This window comes from Streptomyces sp. NPDC059696 (assembly GCF_042733745.1).
In the GTDB taxonomy this organism is placed as follows: domain Bacteria; phylum Actinomycetota; class Actinomycetes; order Streptomycetales; family Streptomycetaceae; genus Streptomyces.
In genome coordinates this window covers 1-26,337 of record NZ_JBHWFG010000049.1, presented here as the reverse complement: position 1 = coordinate 26,337, position 26,337 = coordinate 1, and the positions used below count along the sequence as shown (strand labels likewise).

The following is a 26,337-nucleotide window of genomic DNA, read 5'->3' as shown; positions in this document are numbered from 1 at the left end:
CGCGGCCGCGGCACAGCGCGGGCGCGGCTGTTCGGGTGACCCGGGCGGCAGAAGGCGAGGGCGGCTACGGGCGGTTCGGCCCGGCCGTCTCAGCCCCGGCGCACCACGCGGTGCCGGTGGTAGACGACTCCGGAACCGAACGTGCGGGACTCGACGAGTTCGAGATCGACCCTGCGTTCGTCCCGCGGGAAGTACGGGATGCCCCCGCCGACCAGCACGGGATAGACCATGGTCCGGTACTCGTCGATCAGATCCGACGCGGCCGCCTCGGCGGCGAGAGTCGCACCGCCGATCGCGATGTCACCCTCCGCCGGTTCGGCCCGCAGGCGTTCGATCTCGTCCGCCAGGCCCCCCGACAGCAGGCGGGCGTTGCCCCGCACCGTCGACAGCGTCCTGGAGAACACCACCTTCGGCAGCGGGTTCCACAGCGCGGTCCACTCGAGCTGCGCGTCGTCGAGCGACTGATCCTGTTCGGCGGTCTCCCAGTACAGCATCGTCTCGTACAGCCGTCGCCCCAGCAGATGGACGCCGACCTCCCGGATCTCGTCGATCCAGAATCGGAAGACCTCCTCGTCGGGCTCGGACCAGTTGAAGCCGCCGTCCGGTCCGACGATGTAGCCGTCGAGTGACACGTTCATCGAATAGGTCACGCTGCGCACCGCAGTCCTCCTCGCTGACGGGGTTCGACCGTACGACGTCCCGCCACGCCGAGGCAGTGCCGTGCGTGCGACACGCGTTCCCCGTGACCCCTCCGCAAGGCCGGGCGGCCTCCGCCGCCCGGTCAGGACGTGGCGGAGCCCTCCATGTCCAAGCCGCGAGCCGTCACGAGCCGCGCGTTGCCGTCGGTCAGGTGGTAGTACAGACCCACCACCGCGGTCCGGCCCGCGCCGACCCTCTCGGCGAGCACCCGCGAGCGGTCCAGGAGCAGGTCGACGGTGGTGCGCACGTGCTCGGCGGGGATCTCCTCCGGCTCGACCCGCCCGGCGGCCCGCGCCGCCAGCACGCTGGGGGTCACCCGCTCGACGACGTCCCGCACGTACCCGGTCGGCAGGACGCCGTCCTCCACCGCGGCGCGCGCCGCACCGACCGCGCCGCACGACTCGTGACCCAGCACCACCACCAGCGGACAGTCCAGCAGGCCCACGCCGTACTCGATACTGCCCAGCACCTCCGCACCCGCGACGTGGCCCGCCGTGCGCACCACGAACAGGTCGCCCAGGCCACGGTCGAAGACGATCTCGGCGGCCACCCGGGAGTCGGAACACCCGAACAGCACCGCGAAGGGCCTCTGGGACGGTGCGATCTCGGCACGGCGTGCGTCGTCCTGGGCGGGGTGCTCGGGAGTACCCGCGACGAACCGCCGGTTTCCGGCCAGCAGCAGGTCGAGGGCGGCGCGGGGCGTCGGAGTGCGGAGCTCGGTCATGATCGCAGCCTACGGGCCGTGGGGGGGCGCCGCCCGCGCGGGCCCCCCTCGGCCCCCGCTCTCCTCTCCCCCTCCCGGGCCGGCGCGCCCCCCCCCCCCCGCGCCCCCCCCCCCCCCCCGCCCGGCGCCGGCGTCAACGCCCCGACGCGGGCGGGGTGAACCCCGACTGCCCGGCAGGGGCGTGTCCCGTCAGGACGAGTTCCTTCGCCCTGCGGTACTCGTCGTCCGTGATGGCCCCACTGTCCCGGATCTCGGACAGCTTGGCGAGTTCGTCGACACTGCTGGACCGGCCCTCGGTGCCCGCGGCCTGCCGGATGCGCTCGTCGAAGGCCTCCTGCTGCGCTCGGGCCTGCGCCATCTCGCGGCGTCCCATGTTCTTGCCACGGGCGATCACGTAGATGAACACGCCGAGGAAGGGCAGCACGATGGTGAGCACCAGCCAGCCGGTCTTCGCCCAGCCGCTCAGGTCGTCGTCGCGGAAGATGTCGACGATCACACGGAAGAGCAGGATGAACCACATGATCCACAGGAAGAACAGGAGCATGCTCCAGAAGACGCTCAACAGGGGGTAGTCGTAGGCCAGATACGTCTGCGCGCTCATCTCTCTCCTCCGTCTCGACGCTCGCCGGGCCCCCGGCGGCCGATGCCTTCAGCTTGGGTCCGGACAAGACGCTCCGCCTCACCCGGCGCGGGTGAGCGTGCGGCTGTCCGGTACCAGGGGGTGGAGGAGACGTACTCGCCCAGCGCCAGGCCCGAGACGGCCACGAGGAAGACGGCGATGAGCCAGGAGAGGAAGGTGAACACCGGGCCGAGGGGTCCGAACTCCTGCAGGCTGCGCTCCATGACCGAGGGCATCAGCACGCGCGCGCCCAGACTCAGCAGCACCGTGCCGGTGGCGGCCAGCAGCGCCCCCGGCAGCAGGCTCCGCCAGCCGATCCGGCCGCCCAGCAGCAGATGCTGCGACCACCACCACAGCAGCGTCGCCGAGATCAGGGACAGCACCAGCCCGGTCACGGTGCCCGCGCCGAACCCCTTGCGCACCGGTGCCTGAATCAGGAGGTAGGCCAGCCAGACCACCAGCCAGACGAGCCAGCGCCAGAAGGCGGCCCGGAACCGTGCCCGCGGCAGGTGCCGGCAACGCTCGAACACCGCCTGAAGGGCCCGGCTGAACGCGGTGGCCGACACCAGAGTGACCACCGCGCTCACGGCTCCGGCCGTGTTCCGTGCCGTGCCCGTCGCGGAGAAGACCCGGCGCAGCTCGTCGAGCGTGTCGCCGTGCATGCCCAGAACCGCCCGCAGCGAGTCGGTCAGCAGCTCCTGCATCCAGCCGGGAGCGAACGCCGCGACGGTCATCAGCAGGGGGAGCGCGGTGATGAAGGCCTGGGCGGCCAGCCGTACCGAGCCCTCCACGATGTTGAGGGCGGACAGGCGGGACAGCAGCCGGGTGGCGGCTCCGGAGCGCAGCCTCGCGGCGACCCGCGTGGTCGTGCGCCCGCGAGTCGGGCCTCCGAGTCCGGGTTTCACCGTCATGACTCACGAAACCGCCCGCTGCCCGGCCCGGTCCGCCGGTTGGGCGGCGGACGCGAGGACCGCCAGAAGGAGCAGCACGGCCAGGGCCACTCCGACGACGAGCGCCACGGCTCCGACGGTCGGATGGTTCCAGAGGACCAGTGCCAGAGCCGCGGCCGCCAGCACCCCGCCGGTGATCCACCGCCGGTGGTCGGCCAGTCGGCGTCCCACGGCACCGGTGCGCATGCCGGCGTTCGCCATCGCCCTGCCGGTGGCCGTCGTACCCCGGTCGACCACCGTCCGGACGCCACGGGCCGGACGCCCGGGACCGTACAGGTAGGCGACCAGCGCGATGATCACGGACACGACCAGCAGGGTGAGCGTGCTGTCATGCAGGAAACGGACGAAGGTGTCGTAGACGGCCGCGGCCGCCTCGGAGGGCAGCGCCTGCGGCGGGACGGAGTCCAGATAGACGCGTCGGACCAGGGCCAGCACGACGAGCAGCCCCGCCATCATCACGCCGACACCCGTGGCGGTGATCATCAGCATGACCCGGCGTGCGGGGGCGGTCCACACGGCGAGCGCGGCCAGTACGACGGTGAGGACCGGCAGCCATGTGCCGACGATGTCCAGCAGCCGCATCGCGTCCTGCGCCTTGCCCAGCTGCTCGGTCTCGAACAGGGTGACCGTCCGGTCCGTGTCCGGGATGGCGGCGGCCTTCTCGAAGCCCGCGTCGACGAGCCGCTGCCGCACCTGGTCGACGACTGCTCCCACATCCAGCTGGACGGTGCCGTTCACGGCCTCCACGGCACCCTCGCGGTCACCGGTGAGCATGTTCACCACGGCGGCGTGGGAGCGCCGGTTCGCGCCCTCCCACACCTGCTGGAAGGCATCGCTGGTGATCACGCGGGTGACGGTGCGGTCCACGACGGTCCGGACGGCGTTGCGCAGCGGCGCCTCCAGGGACTCGGCACCCGCGATGACCCGGGGCGGCGCCCCCGCGTCCTGCAGGGTCCGCACGAGCGAGTCCGTGACCGCCCTGACGTCGACGTTCTCCACGACCCGGTCCGTGAGCCGGTTGATCAGGACGTCCTGCACGGGTGGCTCGGAGGCCAGCGGCGCGACGGTCGCCACGTACCTGTCGGTGTCGGAGACCGTGTCCTGGATCCATGCCGCGACGACGGCCGGCGGCGCGAGCACCAGGGTCAGCAGGAGGAGGACCGAGGAGCCGGCCCGGCGCGTCCGCCGGTGGCGTACCGCCGCGTGGCGGCGCAGCCGCTCGTACTCCGCTCGCTCCTCGGCGGTCATGACGTGTTGCGCGTTCGGGGCCCCGCCGGGGTGCGGCGGCTCCGGGGTGGCGGCGGAGTTCATGGGTGTGCCCTTTCCGCGTGGCTCCACAGGCGTCCCACCCGGGCGCGCTGCGCTCGTCGCCGCTCGGGCGGACGGCTGTGGGGTGCGGTGCGGGCCGTGGTTCCCGCAGCGCGTCGGCGGCATGTCTCAGGCGGCCCCGGCAGGGGGGTGCGGATCCGCCGTGAGGGTCTTGCGGAGCGCGGCCCGCCACGCGAGAGCGACCGCCGTCTCGGCCAGCCCGAGCAGCACGAGCCACAGGCCGAGCAGCCGGGTCAGAGCCCGGGCGGACTCCGTGGGCAGGGCGAGCACCACGATGCCCGCGACGATGCCCAGCATCGCGGCAGCCAGGACGACACCGCGGTGCGGCAGGTTCTCGGCGACGACCGCCGTGTACAGCGTGAGGATCCCGGACACCAGCCAGACGACGCCGGTGACCAGCGAGAGCACAGTGATCGTCTGCAGTGGGTCGCGCAGGCACAACACCCCGGCCAGGACGTACACCACGGCCAGGAGCAGCCCCGGCAGCCGTTCACCGTGCTCCTCACGGCCGAAGACGGACACCAGCCGGAACGCTCCACTCACCAGCAGGTACAGCCCGATGAGGACGGCCAGGACGTGCAGGGTCGCCTCCGGCCACGCCAGGACGAGCACGCCCGGCACCAGGGTCGCGACGGCCGAGCCCAGCAGCCAGGTCCAGGAACGGCCCAGTCGCGCCAGCCCGTACGCGGTGCCGGACGCCGGCAGGGGGACCGCCCCGTCGGGCCGGTGCTCCCGCCCGGGGAACGGGGTCGGACCACGCGACATGCTCATGGCTCCTCCTCGCGTGGTCGGTCGTCTCGGGACCGCTGCGATGCCGAGGGTGCGGCAGGGCCGGTGCGCAGCTCTGCCGGCTCCAGAATCCCGTGTGACACCCTCCGCCGGGGTCACCCGTCAGGGGTGAGCTGCCGATGCCGCAGCAGGCGTCCGCAGGTCGTGCGAACTCCCGACGGAGTGTCAGCAAGGTTCCGGTCCAGTTGAGTTGATGCCACGCGGCACGCCAGGGAAGCTGAGACGGCACGCGGGCCGCTCACGTCACTCCGGCACCGGCCGCATCTCGACGACACGCAGTCCCAGTGACTGGCAGCGCGCCAGCAGCCCGTACAGGTGCGCTTCGTCCACGACGGGGCCGAACAGGACGGTCTGGCCGGCCATCACCACATGGCCCAGCTCCGGAAAGGCCTTCGCCAGCGTTTCCGACAGGTGCCCCTCGACGCGGATCTCATAGCGCACGAGCTTGTCCTCCCACGGATGTCCGGGACAGGCGGACGGCGCCCTTTCCGCCATCGTGCGCCTCCGTGCGGTCCCGGACCTCACCCGGAGCAGGTGACCCGCCGGGTGACGGACGCCGGGATCAGTGCTTCAGCACGATCTTGAAAGCGATGATGAGCAGGCCGAGGAACAGATTGACCGACGCGGTGACGGCCATGAGCCGGGGCGTGGCACCGGCACGGCGGGCCGCCGCCACCGACCAGCCGATCTGGCCCACGACGGCGACGCACAGAGCCAGCCAGAGAGCACCTTGCACGTCCAGTCCCAGGAGCGGGCTGACCGCCACCGCCACGGCCGGCGGGACCGCGGCCTTGACGATGGGCCACTCGTCACGGCACACCTGCAGGACCAGACGCCGGTCCGGGGCCTGCTGCGCCAGACGTGCCCCGAACAACTGGGCGTGCACGTGCGCGATCCAGAACGCCACGCCGGTGAGCAGCAGCAGCACCACCAGCTCGGCCCGGGGGAACCGGCCCAGGGAGCCGGCGCCGATCACCACGGACGACGCCAGCATCGAACCGTAGACGCCACCGGTGTAGTCCGCGCCGGCCCGGCGCTCGGCACGTCGTCTGCTGCGGTCGGACCGGGTGGCGGTTGTCCTGGACATGAACGTCGGCTCCTATGGACTCAGTGGGCCGGTCCGGCCGCGCCGGCCGTGGCCTCGGCGTCCTGCTCGCGCGGACGGCTGCCGCGGGCGGCCGGAAGGTGCGGGGTGACGAGGAAACTGGCCAGCGCCACGCCGCCGGTGGCCAGGATCGCCGCCTTCAGACCCTGCAACTGCGCGTCGGCGTAGGACTCGGTGACGGCGTCGACCTCGGACGGCGGCAGCCCGGCACGCTCGGCCGCGGAACGCACCTGATCGGTGGGGACGAACGTGATCCCGGCCTCCAGGGCGACGCCGACCTGCGTACGGGTCTCCTCGGACAGCTGTGCGTTGTCCTCCACCCGCGTGGTGAAGGCATGGGCCAGCGCGCCGATGAGCAGGGATCCGATGAGCGCGGTGCCCAGCGCGGAGCCCAGATTCTGTGCCGTGAACTGCAGCCCTCCCGCCTCGCTGCGTTCCTCCTCGCCCACCCCGGACTGCACGACGTTGCCCAGCTGCGAGGCGAGCAGCCCGACCCCGACGCCGAGCAGGGCCATGGCGCCGGCGAACTGCCCGTCGTCGATGGCCGGGTCGATCGTGGCCAGCAGCCACACGATGGCCGCCAGCAGGGTCGCCAGGGCCACCCGGACCACCCGGCGCGGTCCCACCACACGCCCCAGCGAGGACGCGCACAGGGAGGTCACCAGCATGGTGGCGGACACCGGGAGCAGACGCAGACCTGTCTCGAAGGCGTCGAACCCCTGAACCACCTGCAAGTACAGCGGAATGGTGAAGAACAGCCCCAGCAGGATGAGGTTCTGGCTGAGCAGCGTCAGCAGGCCCGACCGCAGCACGGGTCTGCGCAGCAGGGCCAGGTGCACGAGTGGATCGGCGCTCTCGTGCTCCCGCCTCCGTTCCCACCAGCGGAAGACGGCCAGGACGGCGACCCCGGCCCCGACGACGAACAGGGTCGGGGCGAAGCCGAGCACGGTGAAGGGCGGGTTGCGGGGCTGTACCCATCCCCAGGTGCTGCTCTGCAGCACGCCGAGGACGCCCAGCCCGAGTCCGGCCGCGGACAGGACCGCGCCGACCACGTCCAGCCGGGGGCGCCGTCCGCTCGTGGGGGGCGTCGCGATCACCCGGCGGCACAGCAGCACGGCCACGACGACCACGACCTCGCCGGCGAAGACCAGACGCCAGGTCAGATACGTGGTCACCCATCCGCCCAGCAGCGGGCCGACCGCGATGCCCGCCCCGGCGAGCCCGCCGATGACCGCGTAGGCGATGGCCCGGTCGCGTCCGCGGTACGCCTCCGCGACGAGGGCCGCCATGGCCGGCAGCACCATGGCGGCGCCGAGTCCTTCGATCACCGACCAGCCCAGCATGAGGACCCACAGAGTGGGGGACACCGCCGTCAGAGCCGAGCCCACGCCGTAGACGCCCATCCCGAGCAGGAACATGCGGCGACGTCCCACGATGTCCCCGAGCCTGCCGCCGATGAGCATGAACGCTGCCATGACCAGCGCGTACAGGGTGATGACCGCCTGGATGGCGGTGACCTCCGTGTCGAAGTCCTCGACCAGCTGACTGATGGACACGTTCATCACGGAGGTGTCGAGGACCATCAGGAACTGGGCCGCGCCCAGCACGATCAGAGCCCGCCAGCGCTTCACGGTGTCCACCTCGCCGCGTCGGACCGGTACACCGGGGCAGTGTCCGGCATGCGCCGGCGAACACGTCGCCGGCTCTCCTCATCGCACCCGATGTGCGCGCCGTGCGCCTCACCCACGACGGGGGAAGTTCGGGCCCGGGGCGGCGCGCGTGATCCGAGGGGCTCAGAGCATCCGGAGTTCGCGTGCCCGGCGTACCGCCTCGCCTCGCCGGTTCACGGCCAGTTTCCGGTAGACGCTCTTCAGGTGGGTCTTCACCGTGTTCACCGACAGGCAGAGATCGGCGGCGATCTCCTCCGTCGACATCATCCGGGCCACCCGGTCCAGGACGTCGCGCTCCCGCGCGCTCAGCTCCACCGCCACGAGCGGTGCGGGCGGCTGCTGCTGCCGGGTCCCCTCACCCTGGGCGGGGGGTGTCAGCCAGCCCGCCGCCAGATCGTGCAGCTGAGCCGTGGCGAGCAGCGGCCGTATCCACGCTCCGGCATCCAGGAACGGACGTCGCAGCCGCTCCCGGCGGGCGTCGAGCAGCGCCTGTGCCACGAGCTTGCGGGCTGTCGCCGCGTCGCCGGCCGCGGCGGCGGCCCGGGCCCGCACCAGCGCTGCCCGCACCGTCACCGCCGGGCCGGTGCGGCCCTCGGCGTGCACGCTGTCGAGCAGATCGAAGGCCGCCCCGGGGCGCCGGGCGGCGAGCTGGATCGCCGCGGCCTCCACGGCGTACACGGGCTGGCCACCGGCCACGGCCCGCAGCACCTCGGCGGCCTCGTCCGGCCGCCCCTCGGCCAGATGGGCGGCCGAGGTGACGAGCGCTTCGTTGCTCCGCGCCCACGGGGAGGCCACGGCGGCGGGGACGGCCGGATCCGCCGCCTCGACAGCGGCTCGTGCCTTCCCCCGGGCCATCAACAGGCGCGTCGCGGCAAGGGCGCGACCCGCCGCCAGCACCGGATCCGGCGTCCCGGAGGGGGGCTCGGCGGCCTCGTCGATCAGGGTCTGCGCCCGGCCCAGTTCATTGCGGTCCACCGCGACGGCGGCCAGCACCAGCCGCCCGATTCCGGATCCGGACGTCCGCGGTGCGCCCGGCCGGTCCGCCTCGGACAGCGCGGCCAGTGCCTTGCGCTCGGCCCGGCCGGGCCAGCCGTTCATGTAGTCGAGCAGGGCCAGATGCCCGAGCGCCTCCTCCCGGGGCAGCGCGGTCGAGGACCCGCCGGGAGCGCCGGCCACACCGGTCAGGACGGCACGCGCGTCCTCGTAGCGCCCGGCCCACAGGAGCGTGGAACCGACGTGGGTCATCAGCAGGGCGGTCAGTTCCGGATGCTTGTCCAGCAGGTGGACCGGAACCTCCTGCCTCAGCTCCGCGGCCGATTCGGCGGCCTTCTCGACCTCCGGCGGAGAGCCGTTCAGGCGGGCGGCCAGGGCCTCCAGCAGCGCACAGCTCAGCCGGGCGGCCGCCGCGCCGTGAGCGTCGTCCCCCTCGTGCGCGAGTTGCTCCTCGGCGTGGCGCAGGCCGGCCAGGCCGTGATCGAGGTCGTGCCGGGACAGGTCGCGGGCGGCGCGCACGAGACTGGTGGCCGGGCTCCTCGCCTCGGTCCCCATGGGGGAGAACAACCGCGCCAGGTTCTCCGAGTCCGGGCCCGTGAAGAGCAGCCCGATCGCGAGATCGTCCACGAGGGCACGTGCGGTGAGGTCCCAGTCTCCCGCGGCCGCGCCGTGGGCGAGGGTCTCCGACAGGAAACCGTGCCGGTGCAGCCATACCGCGGCCCGCCGGTGCAGTTCCGGCTCCAGTCCGGGCCGGCGGACACGCAGGTGCGCCCGCAGTATCTCCCTGAACAGCGGATGCAGCTGGTACCAGGAGTGTCCGAGACGCTCGACGAACGCGTTCTCCCGGTGCAGCCCGGCGAGGAGGGGCTCGGCGTCGGCACGGTCGGTCAGCGCGTCGGCCAGATCGGGACAGAAGCGCTCCAGGACGCTGACCCGCAGCAGGAGGTCCTGTGTCTGCGGTGTCTGCCTCTTGAGGACCTCGGCCAGCAGGAAGTCCGCGATGGTGCTGCGGTCCGCTTCGAACTCCTTCAGATACAGCTCGGGGTCGGAACTCTCCCGGGCCGCAAGGGCGGACAGGCTCAGGCCGGCCGCCCAGCCCTGTGTGCGGTCGACCAGGTTCCGTGCTGCCTGCACCGGGAGGCTCAGACCGTGCCGTTCCAGCAGGGTGGCGGCCTCTTCCGGGGTGAAGGCCAGCTCGGCGGAGCGGATCTCGGTCAGGTCGCCGGCAGCACGGTAGCGGTGCAAGGGGAGCAGGGGTTCGGTGCGGGTGACGAGCACGAGGTGCAGACCCGGGCCCGCGTGGTGCAGGACGAACTCCAGCTGCTCGGCGACCGCCGTACCGGTCACCCGGTCGTACTCGTCGAGCACGAGGACGACCGGCCGCTCACGGCCGTTCAGATCGCCCGCCAGTGCCGACAGGAGCCTGTGATCCACACCGGTGGCGTCCACGGGTGCCCCGACGGCTTCGGACGCCGGTGCGCCACAGGCCCGCAGAGCCTGCAGCACGTAGGCCCAGAACACCCCGGGACGGCAGTCGCCCATGTCGCAGGTGAGCCAGGCCACCGGACGGTCCAGCCCCGAGGCCCAGTCCGCAGCCAGCAGCGTCTTGCCGGCTCCGGCGGGCCCGTTGAGCAGAGTCAGTGGAGTCCTCAGGGCCTGGCCGAGGTGGTCGACGAGCCGCTGACGACGCAGGAAGGTGCGGGGTCGCGCGGGAAGGGCGAACCGGGTGCGCAGAAACGGATCCCCCAGGGGGTCCGTGCGCGACAGTGCCGGAACGAGGTGAACCGCCGGTCCTTGGACGTTCTCATGGATTTCCGCCACGGCGCTCATCACCCCTGTCGGTCAGGGCCACGTCATGGGCAGCGCTTCATCCTCAGGATCCCAGCCTTGCCTCCCAGCCGCACGGCAGAGCGCGTCATCGACCCGCTGACCTGCGCTTTCGATCAGATCAGCGGGGTCTTCCCAGCAGCGGGGTCCACCCACCGGCGCGGTCTTCGCACCAGCGGGTCCTCCCACCGGTGGGGCCTTCCCGTCAGCGGGGCGGGCGGGGTGCGGCCGTGGGGCGGTACATGTCGTCACGCTCACGCCAGGAGGCGTCCTCCGACGGCTCGAGGAGGTTGTCGCGCGGCACGACGCACAGCGCCCAGATGATGAATCCCGAGAGAGCGATCATCACGACCGACCACACCGGGTACTGCGGCAGCGAGAGGAAGTTGGCGATGATGACGAGTCCGGCGATGGCCACGCCCAGGACGCGGGCCCACATCGCCGTCTTGAGCAGCCCCAGGCTGACGATCACGGCGAGTACGCCCAGGGCGAGGTGGACCCAGCCCCAGCCGGTCAAGTCGAACTCGAAGACGTAGTTGCGGGTCGTCACGAAGATGTCGTCCTCGGCGATGGCCATGATGCCCCGGAAGATGTCGAGCAGGCCGACCAGGAAGAGCATCACAGCCGCGAAGGCGGTCAGGCCGGTGGCCCATTCGTCCCTCGCCCTGTGTGACGGTTCAGTGTCTGTCGCGGTCATCGTGCGCCTCGTTTGCGATGCTCAGGGGGCGGAAGGAGCGAGGCAACGCCCTGACGTGCAGGCCGCCGCCCCGGCCGCTCCGGTGTCCCCATCAGCGTGCCCACGGCAAGCGCGGGGCCGCCTCACCCGAGGCGGGTGAGTGTGCGCCGGTCAGTACCCGCTGTGGAAGCGGCTCGCCCGGTGGCTCGTACGGGGCGGGAGGGGGCCGGCGGACGTACGGGCTGGACGTGGCGGCCGAGAAGGCGATCCGGTCCCCGGCGACGGGACCGGGCCCCGCTGTCTACGCCTGCCGCCACCACGCGGACGCCGTGTCGCGCAGGGTGTTGGTCCCGCAGTGCACCTCGCCCATTCCCAGGTGGTACGTGTACCAGTCGTCGATGTACGACACCTTCATGCCGACCCGCTGGTAGGCGGCGGTGACGGCCTCCGTGAAGAGGTCCTTGCCGGCGACGACCGGACCCCACTGGCGCGGGGCGAGGTAGCGGTCGCGGGTCAGCAGCACGCCGTTGACCGCACCCGGGACGTACGCGCTGGTCGTCACCGTCGCCGCGGCCCCGGCCCGTCCGGCGGCAGGGTTCCCGGCGAGCCATTTCTGCTGCCCGTGGTCCCCGAGCCCGTTCACGAGGTCGGAACCGGCGCCCATGCGCGTCAGGCGAGGCACGGGGATCTCCCGGCCCTCGGCGGTCAGCGCCTCCGAGTCGCGGGTGTACAGCGCGGGCACGCGTACGATCTCCGCGTCGGTGACGCCCGTCTCGCGCTTGAGGATCTCCAGGTTCGCCGCGATGCGTCGCGCCGCCATCTCGTTGTCGGCCACGAGATGACGGGAGGCGAGCGCCTGGTCGATGGTCTCCTTGGGCGCCGGAGCACCGCTGCGGCCGGGTACGGAGAACATCTTCGTGCCGCCGTGCCCGTCCCGCTCGGCGTCGCGCAGCAGCTTCAGCCCCGCCTGCGGGTCGGCGACGCCGATCCGCCAGCCCCGCGGCGTGTCGGCGGGCAGGAACTGCACGAACTCGTCGACGTGCCCCACCCCGAGCCACGAGGTGTCCAGCAGCAGCGGGTCCTGCAGTCCCTGCGACGCGAGCAGCGTCCGCATCACCTTCGACGGACGCGCCCCGCTGTCCTTGCGCTCGCCCATGATGATCCGCCCGGCCGGGAAGGAGCGTCCGCCGTGCGTGTAGGGCGGGATGGTCTCCAGGTTCCCCATGGAGTTGAGCGACCAGTCGTCCGGCTCCGCCCGGTCGGTCACCTGCACGACGCCGATGTCCCGGCCGCGCATCCGCTCGAAGAGTTCCCGGCCCGCGTCCCGGTCCGGCTGGGCGGAACGCAGCATCACACGCATCACCTGCCGCCGGCCGTCCGGCCCGGTCATGCTGACGTAGGCCGGTTCGACGAAGTCCTGCGCCCAGCGGTCGGCGTACTTCTCGAAGGTCACCAGCGGCGTGGTGATGCCGGCCTTGCGGACCTCCTTCTCGAGGGCGGCGACGAACGTCCGCTGCAGGCGGCTGTCCGGGCCGTCGCCCTGCACCTCGGACACCATCACCTGCCGGGTGTCCTGAAGGTGATGCTGCGTCAGCAGGGGTGCCACCCGCAGGGTCACCGCGTCGGACGTGGACTTCTGCCCGGTCGTCACGGTCAGCCGGACCACCGCACGGCCGTCCCACTTCGCACGGTCCCGGACGACATCCGTCGCCTCGACACCGAACTCCGCACCGGCACGCAACTCGGCGGCCGTCAGCCGGGTCCCGGACGTCACCAGCACCCAGTTGCCGTCCCGCTTGAGAAAGAGGTGCACATGCGCACCCCCCGCCGCCACCTTCAGGCTGCCCGTCGCCCCGGAGGGAAGGTCCGGCAACGGCACGGAACGGATCCGGGCCAGGTCGGCGGCGTCCGCGGCGCCGTTGACCTTCGTGTCGGAACCGTCGTTGCACGCGGCCAGCCGAGCGTCGGACAGGGGTGTACCGCCGGGCCCGGAGACCGGGCACCGCCGGGCGTCGTCATCGATGTTGGGCAGGTACAGAGCCCCCCGCCCGACGGACCAGCCGTCCTCGCCCCTGGTGTCGCTGCCGGTGGTGACATCGACCCGCCCGTCGCGGTTCACATCCGCCCGCAGATCGGCGCGCCCGCCCGACTCGGCGGCCACGGCGGAGCCCGCCGGTCCCGCCAGCACGGAACCGGCGGCAGCCATGGCCAGGACCACCGACCCGGCCGGGTACAGCAGCGGACGCAGACGTCTACGTGAACGCACAGCAGGTTCCTCTCGGTTGCGGGTTTCGCCCTGCAAGAGGAAGGACGGCGGCTGTGCGTTCACTGTGCCGCGCGGGTTGTTGCCCACGAAGCCGGGGAAACCGCTGACGGCCCGTCCGCACCGCTGACGGGCCCGCCTGAAACGCCGGTTCAGGCGATGGACGCCGAAATGAGCGCGGAGACGGCGAGGTTGCAGGACGCCGTCACCCAGACCGCGGGGTGCGGCTCCTCCTCGACCAGCGTGGCGCCCAGGCGTCCCGGCGTGACCAGGTCCACCACCAGGAAGGCCACCGCCATCATGATCAGACCCAGCACCCCGAACGCTGCGGTCGAGACGAGTCCCTTGCCGAAGTCCTCGTACGTCGTCCATATGGACGTGAACACGATGCCGCCGATACCGAGCAGCGCGGAGCTGAGGACCGTCGCGGCGTTGCGGTTGCGCTCCTGCCAGATCTGCCGGCCGAGCTTCCCGGGTGTCAGCACGTCGACCAGGACGATGCCGAGGAGCAACAGGACCAGTCCCAGACCGCCGTATGCAGTCGCCCGGCCGAGTCCGTTGACGATGTCGCTCATGGGGATGCCAACTCCGAAACGTAGGGATCGTGAGTGATCGCGGTCAAGGAGAGGCAAAATCTAGCGCACCCGTGCCGGGCGGCGAACGGCGCCTGACCCTGGGAGACCACCGGCGAGCCCGCCCCCGGGAGATCACCGACGAGGGGACGAAGTACCCTCCACCTCAAAGGGAAGGGATGGACAGCGCATGCACGTCACCGTGGTCCACGAGCCGGGGGAGACGTTCCGATGAGCGGAGCCGCGGAAACGGAACCTGTCCTCTTCCACACCGTCGGGCGCGCCGCCCACATCACGCTCAACCGGCCGCGGGCCCTCAACGCACTCACCCACACCATGGTCCGCCGCATCGACGAGGCGCTGAACGCGTGGGAGCGGGACCCCGCCGTGGAAACCGTCGTGATCACCGGCGCGGGGGAGCGCGGTCTGTGCGCCGGTGGTGACATCCGTGCCATCCATGACGACGCCCGCGACGGCGACGGCAGCGCCTCGGCCCTGTTCTGGCGCGAGGAGTACCACCTCAACGCCCGTATCGCCCGCTACCCCAAGCCCTACGTCGCCGTGATGGACGGCATCGTGATGGGCGGCGGTGTCGGTGTGTCGGCGCACGGCGACGTGCGGGTCGTCACCGAACGGTCCCGGGTCGCCATGCCGGAGACGGGCATCGGTTTCGTGCCGGACGTGGGCGGCACCCACCTGCTCGCCGCCGCCCCCGGTGAACTGGGCACCCACCTGGCCCTGACAGGGGACCGGATCGGCGCCGCCGACGCGATGCTGTGCGGCCTCGCCGACCATTTCGTACCGACGGCCGCGCTGCCGGGCCTCCTCGACGCCCTGGCCGAACTCCCCGCGCAGCAGGCCCTGGCCCGCTGTGCGCGGACGCCGCCGGAGGGCGTCCTGGCAGCCCGGCGCGAGTGGATCGACTCCTGCTACGGCGCCGGAACCGTCGAGGAGATCGTGCGTCGGCTGCTGGCGCACGGCGACCCCGCCGCCGAAGAGGCCGCGCAGACCCTGCTCGGCAGGTCGCCGACCGCCCTCAAGGTCACCCTCGCCTCCCTGCGCCGCGCCCGGGAGCTCGGCCGGCTGGAGCCCGTCCTGGACCAGGAGTACCGCGTCTCCTGCGCGGCCCTGGAGACCTCCGACCTGGTGGAGGGAATCCGCGCCCAGGTCGTCGACAAGGACCGCACGCCGCGCTGGTCGCCGAAGACCCTGGCCGAGGTCACCGATGCCGACGTGGCGCGCTTCTTCACCCCGCTCGGCGCGCGCGAGCTCGGGCTGTCGCCGGGTGCTTGCTGACGGAACACCCGCACGGAAGACCATGACGGGTGCCGGATCCGGCTCCGGCACCCGTCGGCCGGCGGATGGTCAGAGCATGAGCAGCAGCCGCGTGTTGGGCACGAGCTTCCGGTTGACGCTGGTGCTCTGCACGAAGATCGTGAAGTGCTCGTTGTGGTCGGGCTTGACGCGCACTTCCGTGTGGGGCAGCCCCAGCAGGGCCCGGGCCTGGGGGCCGGTGTACACGCGGTCGGTCTTCTTCTCCAGCACCGCGATCTGCTTCTGCGCCTGGATCTTCTCGGACTTGCTCAACTGGTAGTAGGCGGCGCCGGTCTGGTAGGTGTGCCCGCACTCGATGACCCACTCCCTGATCGCCGCGTCACGGGCCACCGGGATCAGCTGGTACTTCGACGGGTCGGCCGGGGTGAGGCCGGCTGCCTTGATGGTGTCCTCGTTGACCGCTTCGGCGCCCGTGGAGAACACCGCACGCGACCCCCGGATGCCCTGGGTGCGGCCCATCATGAAGTTCTCGGTGGCCTGCCGGATGACCTGCCCGGCCTCCTCCAGGCCCTGTGTGCTGGTCGCGTCCCATATGGCGATGTTGTCCTTGGGGAAGCCGCACTGCATGGCCTCGCGCTTGCCCATCTGGTCGGGCACCAGCACCGCCAGCGTCCAGTTGTCCTGCTGGGTGCGGATCATCTCCGCCACGGCCTGCACCAGTTGACGTGGGTCCGTGCCGGGGGTGCCCGGGCAGCGGTGGCTCGCGTTCTCCTGTCCGTCGGTCAGGACGAACGTCAGGAAGCTGTGGTCGCCGTACAGTTGGGCCGTCCGGGCCAGCTCGCTCTGTGACTTCAGGGCGGCCGCCAGGAGGGCCGTCATCCCACCGGTCCGGTACAGCTGCTTCAGGGACGGCATGCGCAGCACGTCCTTGTCGTAGATGACGCACTCCACCTTGTCGGCGAAGACGTACACCGTGACGCGCGTTTCCTGGTCGAGCTCCCTCGAACGGCGTGCGAGGTACGCGATCTGCTGGTCGGCGACCTCGACGACCTTGCGGCTCAGGTGCGACATCGATGAACTGGCATCCAGCACCAGAGCAACGTGGTTGATGTAGTTCTGGGTTGCGGACATCACAGCTCCCCCTCGTTCCGGCTTGATGTTCCTACCTTCTCACCCACCACTGACAATCGATCTTGAGCGGAACCCTGCGGCCCGAACCCGGCGGTCAGCCGGTGCGGTCCGACCACCCCGGAGGGAGGTCGCCCGGGGCCGTCGCGATGACGGTGTCGTCATCAGGGCCCACGCACTCGAACAGGGTGATCTCGGCGAACTCCGGGACCACGTGGATCGGGTAGGTCGGGCCTTCGTCGCGGAGGCGGCGCATCTCGTCGAGGTGCTCGTTCTGGTAGAGGACGGTGCGCTCGCCGTGCTCCTCGACCCAGCGCGGGAAGAAGATCACGCCGTGCAGCCGGCGCTTGCCGGGCATGACGTTCACGCACACCGAGGTGCCGGTGGGCTCGTTCCAGGACACCTTGTAGTGGTCGTCGTCCAGCCGGACCAGGTCGACCCGCTGGTCCTTGACCCACCGGCCGCCCACCATGCCGGAGTGGATGCGGTAGTCGATGGTGGTCGCGTTCTTCACGTACATCTCGTACTGCCAGCCGTTGGCATAGGTGTAGATGAGGCGGTGGCCGACGATCCCGGAGAGGTCCTGCGGCGGGACGGGGTTCCGGTGTGCTGCGTAGCCGGTCATGCGGGGCGTCTCCTGCCGTGCGTCGTGATGTCGGGGCGTGCCGTGCGGACATCTATTTTGTCACAAAAGTATTTTGCGACAAAACCATATCGGCGTCATCATGGGCACATGGACACCGCGACTGATCTCGGCCGCCTCATCGGACCCCTGCGGCGCGCCGTACTGCTGCGCACCCGCCGCGCGGAGGACCTGCCGGATCTTCCCGAGGCCCAGATCGAACTCCTGAGGGTCCTGTCCGAGGCCGGACCCCTCGCGCCGGGTGAGGTCGCGACCCGTCTGCGGGTGGCCTCCTCGACGGTCAGCAACCTGGTCCGCGTCATGACCGCGTCGGGTCTCGTCGAGCGCAGGCAGTCGTCCACCGATCTGCGCACGGTGACCCTCGTGGCCTCCCCGCACGCCCTGGATCTGCTCGGCCGGTACGACCGGGTGAGCACGCAGGAGCTGAGGCAGGCCCTCGCGGCCCTCGCACCCGACCGCCGAGGGGCCATCGAGGAGGCCCTGCCGGCGCTCAGGGAGCTGATCGGTGCCCTGGAAGCACAGCAGGATTGACTCCGCGGTCGCGCACGCCGAAGCGGGGCATGAGACCCGGATGTCGGGGTAAGCGTTTGCAGCTGGACGGGAAGGGCCGCGACACCTGGGGAGGTCGAAGTGGCCCTTCCCCCTTTTCGATCACGCCTGCAGGAGCCTGCGCTTCTGCTCCTCGAATTCGGCCTCGGTAAGCACCCCTTGGGTCCTGAGCTCACCGAGCTGCTTCAGTTGTTCGATCTTGTCCGTCATGTCCGGGGACGACGGCGCGGCCGCAGCCGGGGGCTCGGGCGCGTACTGCCCGGAGCCCTGCTGAGCTGCCCATCGCCCCTGCTGGCGCCGTGTGACGCGATTCGACACGGCGGTCGCCGTGCCCGCGACGACGGCGGTGCGCGCGACCCCGCGAATCAGACCTGGCATGGCTGCGTTCCCTTCTGGCCGTCGGCGTCGTCGAACATCGTTCAGTCGGGGGCTTCGATCCGGTCGAGGGCGGCGGCGACCGCATTGACCGGGATGCGCCCCGAGGCGACCAGCTGGGCCCCGCCGCGGCGCAGGGCGGCGGCGAACGGCGCGGCCCACACGTTCTCGTACACCAGGATGCCGGCGGAGCTCCCGGGTTCCAGCGCGGTGGCGGCCTCCTCGAGGTCGTCCTGACCCAGCAGGCCCGACGAGGCGCCCTCGAACACGGCCAGGTCGAGCGCCCCGTCACCGGTGAGGTCGGCGATCTCCAGGCCGGTCACGGTTCCGTCCTCGTCCTTCCTGACGAACGTCAGGTCCAGGATCCGGATCAGACCGCGATCCACCAGATCGACCAGCAGGGGGAAGCCCTCGCCGGTCATGCGATTCCCCGGGAACTCGACGACCAGGTAGTCGATGGGCCCCACTTCTTCGAGTTCCTCGCTCACGGCGTCACCTCTGGTCATCGCGGCTGTTCTCCTACCGCCCCCGCCACCATTCCAGCATCGGGCCCCCTGCTTCGCACTCCGTGGACGGACCACCCCCCGGTGCGACCCGTGCCGTTCCCTTCCGCGTGACGGAGCCGGCATCACACGCGAGGCGGAGTGCGGTCGTCGGGGGTCCCGTCCGCAGGGCCGCGCCGCGCAGCACGCGGGTGAAGCCTGGGCCGCTGCCACGGTCCCGGGGCATGCATGAGGATCTCCGCCGTATCCGGCTGGGTCGGCGGCATCGACGCACTGGAGGCGAGAGTGATGAATCATCGAGCCGGACAGGCGGGCTCCCAGACCATCGACGTCCCGGTCCTCATCGTGGGCGGCTCCCTGGTCGGCCTGTCGACCTCGTTGTTCCTGGGACGGCTGGGCGTACCGCACCTGCTGGTGGAACGGCACGCGGGCACCTCCATCCACCCGCGCGGACGAGGCAACAACGTCCGCACCATGGAGCTGTTCCGGGTGGCGGGCGTGGAGGAGGCGATCCACGAGGCGGCCGCCACCCTGTCCGTCAACCACGGCATCCTGCAGGCGCCCACCCTGGTCGGCGACGCCGGTGAGTGGCTGTTCAGGGACATCGACCCGGGCGGCGGGCTGGCCCGCTTCAGCCCCAGCGCCTGGTGCCTGTGCAGCCAGAACGACCTCGAACCGGTCCTCCTCGACCACGCTCGCGGATACGGCGGCGACCTGCGCTTCTCCACCGAGCTGCTGTCGTTCGACAGTGACCCCACCGGCGTGACCGCCGTCGTCAAGAGCCGCGAGACCGGCGAGCACACCACCATCCGCGCGGAGTACCTCGTCGCCGCGGACGGCCCCCGCAGCCCCGTACGGGAGCAGCTCGGCATCGCACAGAGCGGGCCCGGCGACCTCTTCCACAACGTCAGCCTCACCTTCCGCTCCCGCCGTCTCGCCGACGTCGTGGGCGACCGGCACTTCATCGTCTGCTACCTGACCGACCCGGAGGCCGACGGCGCCCTGCTCCCGGTGGACAACCGCGAGAACTGGGTCTTCCACGCCCCCTGGCACCCCGAGCACGGACAGTCCCTGGAGGAGTTCACCGACGAGTGGTGCGCCGACCACATCCGCCGGGCGGTCGGCGTCCCCGACCTCGATGTGGAGATCACCGGCAAGGCCCCCTGGCACGCCGCCCAGCGGGTCGCCCGCAGCTACCGGTCGGGGCGGGTCTTCCTCGCCGGTGACTCGGCCCACGAGATGTCCCCCACCGGGGCCTTCGGGTCCAACACCGGCATCCAGGACGCGCACAACCTCGCCTGGAAGCTGGCCGCCGTCCTCGACGGCTGGGCGGGGGACCGGCTGCTGGACACCTACGACGCCGAGCGCCGACCCGTCGCCGAGGCCACCAGCGCACGGGCCGCGGCCCGGTCGGCCGAGCACAGCCACCCCGGCTTCGCCCCGCCGCCCGGTGCGGGCGGCGGCCCCCGCCAGGGCATCCTCAACGTGGCCCTCGGCTACCGCTATCCGCAGGGCGCGGTCGTCGGCGCCGACCCCGACGTGCCGGTCGTGCCGGAGAGCCTGGACCTGACCGGCGGCCCCGGCAGCAGGGCACCGCACCTGTGGGTGCGCCGCGGGGACGAGCGGATCTCGACGCTCGACCTCTACGAGCGGTCCCTCGTGCTGCTCAGTGACGCCACGGAGCCCCTCGCGTGGCACGAGGCGGCCCTCCGCCTCGCCGACGAGCTGTCCCTCCCGCTCACGTCGTACCGGGTGGGCACCGGCGCCCGGGCCGACCTGGTGCCCGAGGACGACGCCGACTGGGCGCAGCGCCACGGCACCGGACCGGGCGGCGCCGTGCTCGTCCGGCCCGACGGGTTCGTCGCATGGCGTGCGCCGGGCCCCGAGACGGACGCCGAGTCGGTGCTGCGCGAGGTCCTGCGGACCGCTCTGGCCGTCGGCTGAGGCACCCCGGGCTCCGCTCGCGCCGGCCGCGGAACGCGACCTGCCCGCGGTCGCGCGTCGGCAGCCTTCGCCACCGGCATGCCGGGCGCCGGTGGCGAAGGCGGTGACACGGCACGTCACCTGTGCGGGGGACAGCGGCCGGCGGGTCGAGGACCGCCTCGACGGCCGAGGTCCCTTCGCCTCTCTCGACCGGACGCCCCCGGCCTTGTCACTCACGTACTTCATCCGAGTCGCGCGATGTGCGGGGACGGGCACAGGATCGAGGAACGCTGACGTCGCATCACTGCGGCCAACGTTCACTTTCCCCTCCGCGAAGGAGATGTGCGCAGGATGACCACCACATCCGAACGGGTTGCAGGTTCGCGAACGCGGCAGGCGTCGCACCATGTCTCGCAGTCCGTGTTCGACGGTTCCCGGCTCCGGGTCGTCCTCCTGGTCGACGTCCACGACGGCGCCCAGCAGGAGTTCCTCGAGGCCTACGAGCAGTTGTGCAACCAGGTCGCGTCCGTCCCCGGACATGTCAGCGACCAGCTCTGCCAGTCGATCGAGAACCCATCCCAGTGGCTCATCACCAGCGAGTGGGAGAGCGCCCCGCCGTTCCTCGCCTGGGTCAACAGCGAGGAGCACGTGCGGATGGTGGAGCCGCTGCACAGCTGTGTGCGCGACACCCGCTCGCTGCGCTTCCACGTCGTCCGCGAGACCGGCGGCCCGGCGGCCGAAGCCGGCCAGGAGGAGCGCCGGCTCCAGACGGCACCCAGGATCGGCGACGGCCTCATCCGGCACGCGCTCACCTTCACCGTCAAGCCGGGCAGCGAGGAGATCGTCGCCAAGATCCTCGCCGACTACGCCTCGCCCGAGCCGCAGGTCGACGACACCACCCGGCTGTGCCGCACCTCCCTGTTCATGCACGGCAACCGCGTGGTGCGGGCCATCGAGGTACGGGGCGACCTGCTGGCCGCGCTGCGCCACGTCGCCCGGCAGCCCGAGGTGCGGGCCGTCGAGGAGGCCATCAACCCCCATCTGGAGCAGGACCGGGACCTCAACGACCCCGAATCCGCCCGGGTCTTCTTCACCAGGGCCGCGCTGCCCGCCGTCCACCACGTGACGGCGGAGGGACAGCATCCCCAGGCCGAGCGGTACGCCCTGTACTACCCGGCCCGGCCGGACCTCGGCATGCAGCTGGCCGAACTCCTGGCCCGTCAGGACGAGGCGGCGGCGGACGACCCGCACAGCCCGGTCCTGCGCAGCACCATCTTCCAGCGCGACGACGTCGTCGTACGGCTCATCGACGTGCGCGACGGAATCGAAGCCGCCGACCCCGTGCGGATCCTGGGCCTCTCCGACTCGGCGCAGGTGGCCGAGCTGACGACGCTCCTGGACGACGCGGGCACCCCCGCGTCCGCGTCCGGGGACGCCGGCATGGCGCGCCTCCTCGAACTCGCGCGCATGGACCTCGTCACCGACCGCCGGTCGCCCGACGCCTGATTCACCGTCCTGTGGGAGAGGCGGTGCCCGCCTCTCCCACGGTGGTGCAGCACATCAACGGAGGAACGCGTGATCACATCTCGTCCCAGAATCGTGAGCATGAGCGACGTCGAGCCCAACCGGCGGCGAGGCGGTGACCTGCGCGCCATGCTCACTCCGGCCGCGGTCGGCGCCACCAGCGGTTTCATGGGCGTGGCCCTCATCGAGCCCGGTGACCGCATCGCCGAGCACTACCACCCGTACTCCGAGGAGTTCGTGTACGTCGTGTGCGGGCAGCTGGAGGTCGACCTCGACGGCGAGCCGCACCCGCTGCGCCCCGAGCAGGGTCTGCTGATCCCCCTCAACGTGCGCCACCGCTTCCGCAACGTCGGCGACGTCGAGGCACGGCTGGTCTTCCACCTCGGCCCGCTGGCCCCGAGCCCGCCACTGGGCCACGTCGACACCGAGGAGACCGACGCCGAGTCCGCGGTGGTGGGAGCGGAGGCGGCCGCACGACGTCAGGTCCGGTCATGACCAGACGCGTGGTGGTCACCGGCATAGGCATCGTCGCACCGGGCGGCATAGGCGTACCGGCCTTCTGGGACCTGCTGGCCTCCGGACGCACGGCGACCCGGGCCATCACGTTCTTCGACCCGGCCGGTCTGCGTTCACGGATCGCCGCCGAGTGCGACTTCGACCCCGCGGCCCACGGCCTGGACGCGCGTGACGCCGAACGGTGCGACCGCTACATCCAGTTCGCGATGGTCGCGGGGGACGAGGCGGTGCGGGACGCCGGACTCGACATCGACGCCGAGGACCCGTGGCGCGTGGCGGTCTCGCTGGGCACCGCGGTCGGCGGCACCACCCGGCTGGAGAACGACTACGTCCTGGTCAGCAGCAGCGGACAGCGCTGGGACGTGGACCACCGGAAGGCGGGCCCGGACCTGCACCGCGCGTTCTCGCCCAGCACCCTCGCCTCGACCGTGGCGGAGCGCTTCGGGGCGCGCGGCCCGGTGCAGACCGTCTCCACGGGCTGCACCTCCGGGCTCGACGCCGTCGGATACGCCTTCCACACCGTGCAGGAGGGCCGGGCCGACGTGTGCATCGCCGGCGCCTCGGACTCGCCGATCTCCCCGATCACCATGGCGTGCTTCGACGCGATCAAGGCCACCTCACCCAACAACGACGACCCCGCCCACGCCTCGCGTCCCTTCGACGCCGACCGGGACGGATTCGTCATGGGCGAGGGCGGCGCCGTCCTGATCCTGGAGGAACTGGAGCACGCCAGGGCCCGCGGCGCCCGCGTCTACTGCGAACTCGGCGGGTACGCCACCTTCGGCAACGCGTACCACATGACCGGCCTGACCAGTGAGGGCCTGGAGATGGCCCGGGCCATCGAGGACGCCCTCGAGCGCGCACGGCTCGACCCCACCGCGATCGACTACGTCAACGCGCACGGGTCGGGCACCAAGCAGAACGACCGCCACGAGACCGCCGCGGTGAAACGGGTCCTGGGCCCCCACGCCTACGAGACCCCCATGAGTTCCATCAAGTCGATGGTGGGCCACTCCCTGGGCGCCATCGGAGCGATCGAACTCGTCGCCTGTGTGCTGGCCCTGGCCCACCAGGTGGTACCGCCGACCGCGAACTACGAGACCCCCGATCCCGAGTGCGACCTGGACTACGTCCCCCGCGTCGCCCGCGAGCGCAAGCTGACCAGCGTGCTCTCGGTGGGCAGCGGGTTCGGCGGCTTCCAGTCCGCGGTGGTCATGAACCGGCCGAGGGAGAAGACACGATGAGCGAACCCGGGACACGGCGCGCGGCCGTCACGGGAATCGGTGTGGTCGCGCCCAACGGAGCCAGCACCGAGACCTTCTGGAAGTCCACCAGGGAGGGCATCAGCGCCCTGGACCGGATCACCCGCGACGGCTGTGAACACCTGCCGCTGCGCGTGGCGGGCCAGGTGCGCGACTTCGATCCGTCGGCGGCGATCGAGGAACGCTTCCTGGTCCAGACCGACCGGTTCACCCACTTCGCCATGGCCGCGGCCGACCTCGCCCTGGACGACGCGGGCCTGCACCGGACCGACACCGACGAGGCGCCGTTCTCCGTGGGCGTGGTCACCGCGGCCGGTTCCGGCGGCGGCGAGTTCGGACAGCGCGAACTGCAGCAGCTGTGGGGCAAGGGCAGCCGCTTCGTCGGCCCGTACCAGTCCATCGCCTGGTTCTACGCCGCCAGCACCGGCCAGATCTCCATCCGCCGGGGTTTCAAGGGCCCCTGCTCGGTCGTCGCCGCCGACGAGGCCGGCGGCCTGGACGCCCTCGCCCACGCGGCGCGGGCCGTGCACCGCGGCACCGACGTGATCGTGGCCGGGGCGACCGAGGCGCCGATCGCGCCCTACTCGGTGGTCTGCCAGCTCGGCTACCCGGAACTCAGCACGGCCGACGACCCGGCCTGCGCCTACCGCCCGTTCACGTCAGCGGCCAGCGGTTTCGTCCCCGCGGAGGGCGGCGCCATGGTCGTGGTGGAGGCGGAGCACACCGCCCGGGAACGGGGCGCGCGGGTGCGGGCCCACCTGGCCGGGCACGCGGCGACCTTCACCGGCGCCTCCCGCTGGGAGGAGTCCCGGGAGGGCCTCGCCCAGGCCGTCCGAGGCGCACTGGCCGAGGCCCGCTGCGCCCCCGAGGAGATCGACGTGGTCTTCGCGGACGCCCTCGGCGTACCGGAGGCGGACCGCGCCGAGGCCCTGGCCATCGCCGACGCGCTCGGCGCCCACGGCACCCGGGTGCCCGTCACCGCCCCGAAGACGGGGATCGGCAGGGCCTACTGCGCGGCACCGCTGACGGACGCCGCGACAGCGGTGCTGTCGATGGAGCACGGCCTGATCCCGCCCACCCCCAATGTCTTCGACATCTGCCACGACCTCGACCTGGTGACCGGCCGGGCCCGTACCGCAGAGGTGCGCACGGCCCTGCTGCTGAGCCGGGGACTCATGGGGTCGAACTCGGCGCTCGTGCTGCGGCACGCCGCCACCGACGCCTCGTCGTGAGGCGCCGCGGAACAGGCAAGGAAAGGGAATGGCATGACTGACCGCATCACTGAGGAAGAGCTGGCCGAACTGATGAAGAAGTGCGCCGGTGCCACTGTCACCGCGGAGGAACTCCGCCGCGACGGAGCGCTCTTCGAACCCATGGGCGTCGACTCGCTGGGCCTGCTGGGCATCGTCGGCGAGCTGGAGAACCGGTACGGCACGCCCATGCCGCCGGACGCCGAACGCAGCAAGAGCCCCCGGCAGTTCCTCGACCTGGTCAACAGTGCCCTCATGGCAGGAGCGTGAGATGACGGGACACACGCAGAACGAGATCACCATCGCCGCGCCCCTGGACCTGGTCTGGGAGGTGACCAACGACCTGGAGAACTGGCCGCAGTTGTTCAGCGAGTACGCCTCCGTCGAGATCCTCTCCCGGGAGGGCCACAAGACGACGTTCCGGCTGACCATGCACCCCGACGAGAACGGCACCGTGTGGAGCTGGGTCTCGGAGCGCGAGCCGGACCGCGAGTCGCTCACCGTCAAGGCCCGCCGGGTCGAGACGGGCCCCTTCGCCCACATGGACATCCACTGGGAGTACGAGGAGGTACCGGCCGGCACGCGCATGGTCTGGACGCAGGACTTCGCGATGAAGCCGGACGCGCCGGTCGACGACGCGTGGATGACGGACAACATCAACCGGAACTCCAAGGTGCAGATGGCCCTGATCCGGGACCGCATCGAGAAGATCGCCGCGGAGCGCGGTGCGACGCACGGGCTGCACGGCGGTGCGGCGCGCGGTCGCGGCGACTGAGCCGGACGGAGAACGATCCCATGCACCAAGCTCTGATCGTCGCCCGGATGGCCCCGGGATCGGCGCCCGACATCGCCAAGATCTTCGAGGAGTCCGACCGGGGAGAGCTGCCGCGGCTCGTCGGTGTGACCCGTCGCAGTCTCTTCCAGTTCGGCGATGTCTACATGCACCTGATCGAGGCCGAGCGCGACCCCGGACCGGCCATCGCCAAGGTCGCCGGGCACCCCGAGTTCCGGGACGTCAGCGAGCGACTGGCCGCGTACGTCAGCGCGTACGACCCGGAGACCTGGCGTTCTCCCAAGGACGCCATGGCGCAGCGCTTCTACGTCTGGGAGCGCGAACCGGCCGGCTGACCGCCGCCGGTGACGACCGGTCGCCGGGTCCGCGACGCTGCGGAC

27 protein-coding genes are annotated in these 26,337 nt (G+C 71.6%); 10 read left to right on the top strand and 17 right to left on the bottom strand.

What is annotated here, in order from left to right:
* Positions 1-89: 89 nt before the first annotated feature.
* From ACFV20_RS34000 to ACFV20_RS33940, 13 genes are all read right to left on the bottom strand, one after another.
* Positions 90-659 (bottom strand): dihydrofolate reductase family protein, encoded by a 570-nt coding sequence (locus ACFV20_RS34000; RefSeq protein ID WP_385664204.1) that lies wholly within the window; start codon positions 657-659, stop codon positions 90-92.
* A gap of 122 nt (positions 660-781) precedes the next feature.
* On the bottom strand, positions 782-1,423 hold the full coding sequence (locus ACFV20_RS33995; protein ID WP_385664201.1) for a carbonic anhydrase: 642 nt from the start codon (positions 1,421-1,423) through the stop codon (positions 782-784).
* Positions 1,424-1,556: 133 nt separating this feature from the next.
* A complete protein-coding gene (locus ACFV20_RS33990) occupies positions 1,557-2,024 on the bottom strand; it encodes an SHOCT domain-containing protein (RefSeq protein ID WP_385664199.1) in 468 nt (155 codons plus the stop codon).
* A complete protein-coding gene (locus tag ACFV20_RS33985) occupies positions 2,021-2,953 on the bottom strand; it encodes a ribonuclease BN (RefSeq protein WP_385664196.1) in 933 nt (310 codons plus the stop codon). Before ACFV20_RS33985 ends, ACFV20_RS33990 begins: the two co-directional genes overlap by 4 nt.
* 3 nt (positions 2,954-2,956) lie before the next feature.
* A complete protein-coding gene (locus ACFV20_RS33980) occupies positions 2,957-4,303 on the bottom strand; it encodes a hypothetical protein (protein WP_385664193.1) in 1,347 nt (448 codons plus the stop codon).
* Positions 4,304-4,429: 126 nt separating this feature from the next.
* Positions 4,430-5,092 (bottom strand): HdeD family acid-resistance protein, encoded by a 663-nt coding sequence (locus tag ACFV20_RS33975; protein ID WP_385664190.1) that lies wholly within the window; start codon positions 5,090-5,092, stop codon positions 4,430-4,432.
* 261 nt (positions 5,093-5,353) lie between these two features.
* The gene (locus tag ACFV20_RS33970) at positions 5,354-5,551 is read right to left on the bottom strand and encodes a hypothetical protein (protein WP_175437358.1); all 198 of its coding nucleotides are present in this window, start codon (positions 5,549-5,551) and stop codon (positions 5,354-5,356) included.
* A 121-nt stretch (positions 5,552-5,672) separates the two neighbouring features.
* Positions 5,673-6,197, bottom strand: coding sequence for a hypothetical protein (locus tag ACFV20_RS33965; RefSeq protein ID WP_385664187.1), 525 nt, complete (start codon positions 6,195-6,197; stop codon positions 5,673-5,675).
* 20 nt (positions 6,198-6,217) lie between these two features.
* Positions 6,218-7,846 (bottom strand): MFS transporter, encoded by a 1,629-nt coding sequence (locus tag ACFV20_RS33960; RefSeq protein ID WP_385664184.1) that lies wholly within the window; start codon positions 7,844-7,846, stop codon positions 6,218-6,220.
* Between the two features lie 162 nt (positions 7,847-8,008).
* Entirely contained in the window at positions 8,009-10,708 is a 2,700-nt protein-coding gene (locus ACFV20_RS33955) for a LuxR C-terminal-related transcriptional regulator (RefSeq protein WP_385664181.1), read from the bottom strand.
* Positions 10,709-10,910: 202 nt separating this feature from the next.
* On the bottom strand, positions 10,911-11,402 hold the full coding sequence (locus tag ACFV20_RS33950) for a hypothetical protein (protein ID WP_385664178.1): 492 nt from the start codon (positions 11,400-11,402) through the stop codon (positions 10,911-10,913).
* 280 nt (positions 11,403-11,682) lie between these two features.
* Positions 11,683-13,587, bottom strand: coding sequence for a protein-arginine deiminase domain-containing protein (locus tag ACFV20_RS33945; protein ID WP_385664255.1), 1,905 nt, complete (start codon positions 13,585-13,587; stop codon positions 11,683-11,685).
* 209 nt (positions 13,588-13,796) lie between these two features.
* Complete coding sequence (locus ACFV20_RS33940) at positions 13,797-14,219, bottom strand: DUF350 domain-containing protein (RefSeq protein ID WP_385664175.1); 423 nt, start codon at positions 14,217-14,219, stop codon at positions 13,797-13,799.
* A 228-nt stretch (positions 14,220-14,447) separates the two neighbouring features.
* Here ACFV20_RS33940 and ACFV20_RS33935 point away from each other — a divergent pair, with 228 nt between their 5' ends.
* Positions 14,448-15,512 carry an enoyl-CoA hydratase/isomerase family protein gene (locus ACFV20_RS33935; protein ID WP_385664173.1) on the top strand — a complete coding sequence of 355 codons (1,065 nt, stop codon included), beginning with the start codon at positions 14,448-14,450 and terminating at the stop codon, positions 15,510-15,512.
* 69 nt (positions 15,513-15,581) lie between these two features.
* Here the strand turns inward: ACFV20_RS33935 and ACFV20_RS33930 are convergent, their stop codons facing one another.
* On the bottom strand, positions 15,582-16,622 hold the full coding sequence (locus tag ACFV20_RS33930) for a VWA domain-containing protein (protein ID WP_385664170.1): 1,041 nt from the start codon (positions 16,620-16,622) through the stop codon (positions 15,582-15,584).
* 94 nt (positions 16,623-16,716) lie between these two features.
* Positions 16,717-17,244: a phenolic acid decarboxylase gene (locus ACFV20_RS33925; RefSeq protein WP_385664168.1), complete on the bottom strand. Its 528-nt coding sequence runs from the start codon at positions 17,242-17,244 to the stop codon at positions 16,717-16,719.
* 108 nt (positions 17,245-17,352) lie between these two features.
* On the opposite strand from ACFV20_RS33925, the gene ACFV20_RS33920 reads away from it, so the two are divergent.
* On the top strand, positions 17,353-17,793 hold the full coding sequence (locus ACFV20_RS33920; RefSeq protein WP_385664165.1) for a MarR family winged helix-turn-helix transcriptional regulator: 441 nt from the start codon (positions 17,353-17,355) through the stop codon (positions 17,791-17,793).
* A 120-nt stretch (positions 17,794-17,913) separates the two neighbouring features.
* Here ACFV20_RS33920 and ACFV20_RS33915 read toward each other — a convergent pair whose 3' ends face one another.
* Together ACFV20_RS33915 and ACFV20_RS33910 are read right to left on the bottom strand one after the other, a co-directional pair.
* Positions 17,914-18,189: an SHOCT domain-containing protein gene (locus ACFV20_RS33915; RefSeq protein ID WP_385664162.1), complete on the bottom strand. Its 276-nt coding sequence runs from the start codon at positions 18,187-18,189 to the stop codon at positions 17,914-17,916.
* 41 nt (positions 18,190-18,230) lie between these two features.
* The gene (locus ACFV20_RS33910; protein WP_385664159.1) at positions 18,231-18,692 is read right to left on the bottom strand and encodes a DUF6325 family protein; all 462 of its coding nucleotides are present in this window, start codon (positions 18,690-18,692) and stop codon (positions 18,231-18,233) included.
* 285 nt (positions 18,693-18,977) lie between these two features.
* Here ACFV20_RS33910 and ACFV20_RS33905 point away from each other — a divergent pair, with 285 nt between their 5' ends.
* The 8 genes from ACFV20_RS33905 (at position 18,978) to ACFV20_RS33870 (ending at position 26,292) form a co-directional block, all read left to right on the top strand.
* On the top strand, positions 18,978-20,633 hold the full coding sequence (locus ACFV20_RS33905; RefSeq protein WP_385664252.1) for an FAD-dependent oxidoreductase: 1,656 nt from the start codon (positions 18,978-18,980) through the stop codon (positions 20,631-20,633).
* A gap of 330 nt (positions 20,634-20,963) precedes the next feature.
* Positions 20,964-22,118, top strand: coding sequence for a SchA/CurD-like domain-containing protein (locus tag ACFV20_RS33900; protein ID WP_385664156.1), 1,155 nt, complete (start codon positions 20,964-20,966; stop codon positions 22,116-22,118).
* A gap of 69 nt (positions 22,119-22,187) precedes the next feature.
* A complete protein-coding gene (locus tag ACFV20_RS33895; protein ID WP_385664153.1) occupies positions 22,188-22,631 on the top strand; it encodes a cupin domain-containing protein in 444 nt (147 codons plus the stop codon).
* Positions 22,628-23,896, top strand: coding sequence for a beta-ketoacyl-[acyl-carrier-protein] synthase family protein (locus tag ACFV20_RS33890; protein ID WP_385664151.1), 1,269 nt, complete (start codon positions 22,628-22,630; stop codon positions 23,894-23,896). The genes ACFV20_RS33895 and ACFV20_RS33890 overlap by 4 nt, the downstream gene beginning before the upstream one ends.
* Positions 23,893-25,146: a ketosynthase chain-length factor gene (locus tag ACFV20_RS33885; RefSeq protein WP_385664147.1), complete on the top strand. Its 1,254-nt coding sequence runs from the start codon at positions 23,893-23,895 to the stop codon at positions 25,144-25,146. Before ACFV20_RS33890 ends, ACFV20_RS33885 begins: the two co-directional genes overlap by 4 nt.
* Positions 25,147-25,179: 33 nt before the next feature.
* Positions 25,180-25,434, top strand: coding sequence for an acyl carrier protein (locus ACFV20_RS33880; protein ID WP_385664145.1), 255 nt, complete (start codon positions 25,180-25,182; stop codon positions 25,432-25,434).
* A gap of 1 nt (position 25,435) precedes the next feature.
* Positions 25,436-25,939, top strand: coding sequence for an SRPBCC family protein (locus ACFV20_RS33875; protein WP_385664143.1), 504 nt, complete (start codon positions 25,436-25,438; stop codon positions 25,937-25,939).
* A gap of 20 nt (positions 25,940-25,959) precedes the next feature.
* Positions 25,960-26,292 (top strand): TcmI family type II polyketide cyclase, encoded by a 333-nt coding sequence (locus ACFV20_RS33870; protein WP_385664140.1) that lies wholly within the window; start codon positions 25,960-25,962, stop codon positions 26,290-26,292.
* The last annotated feature ends 45 nt before the right edge of the window (positions 26,293-26,337 follow it).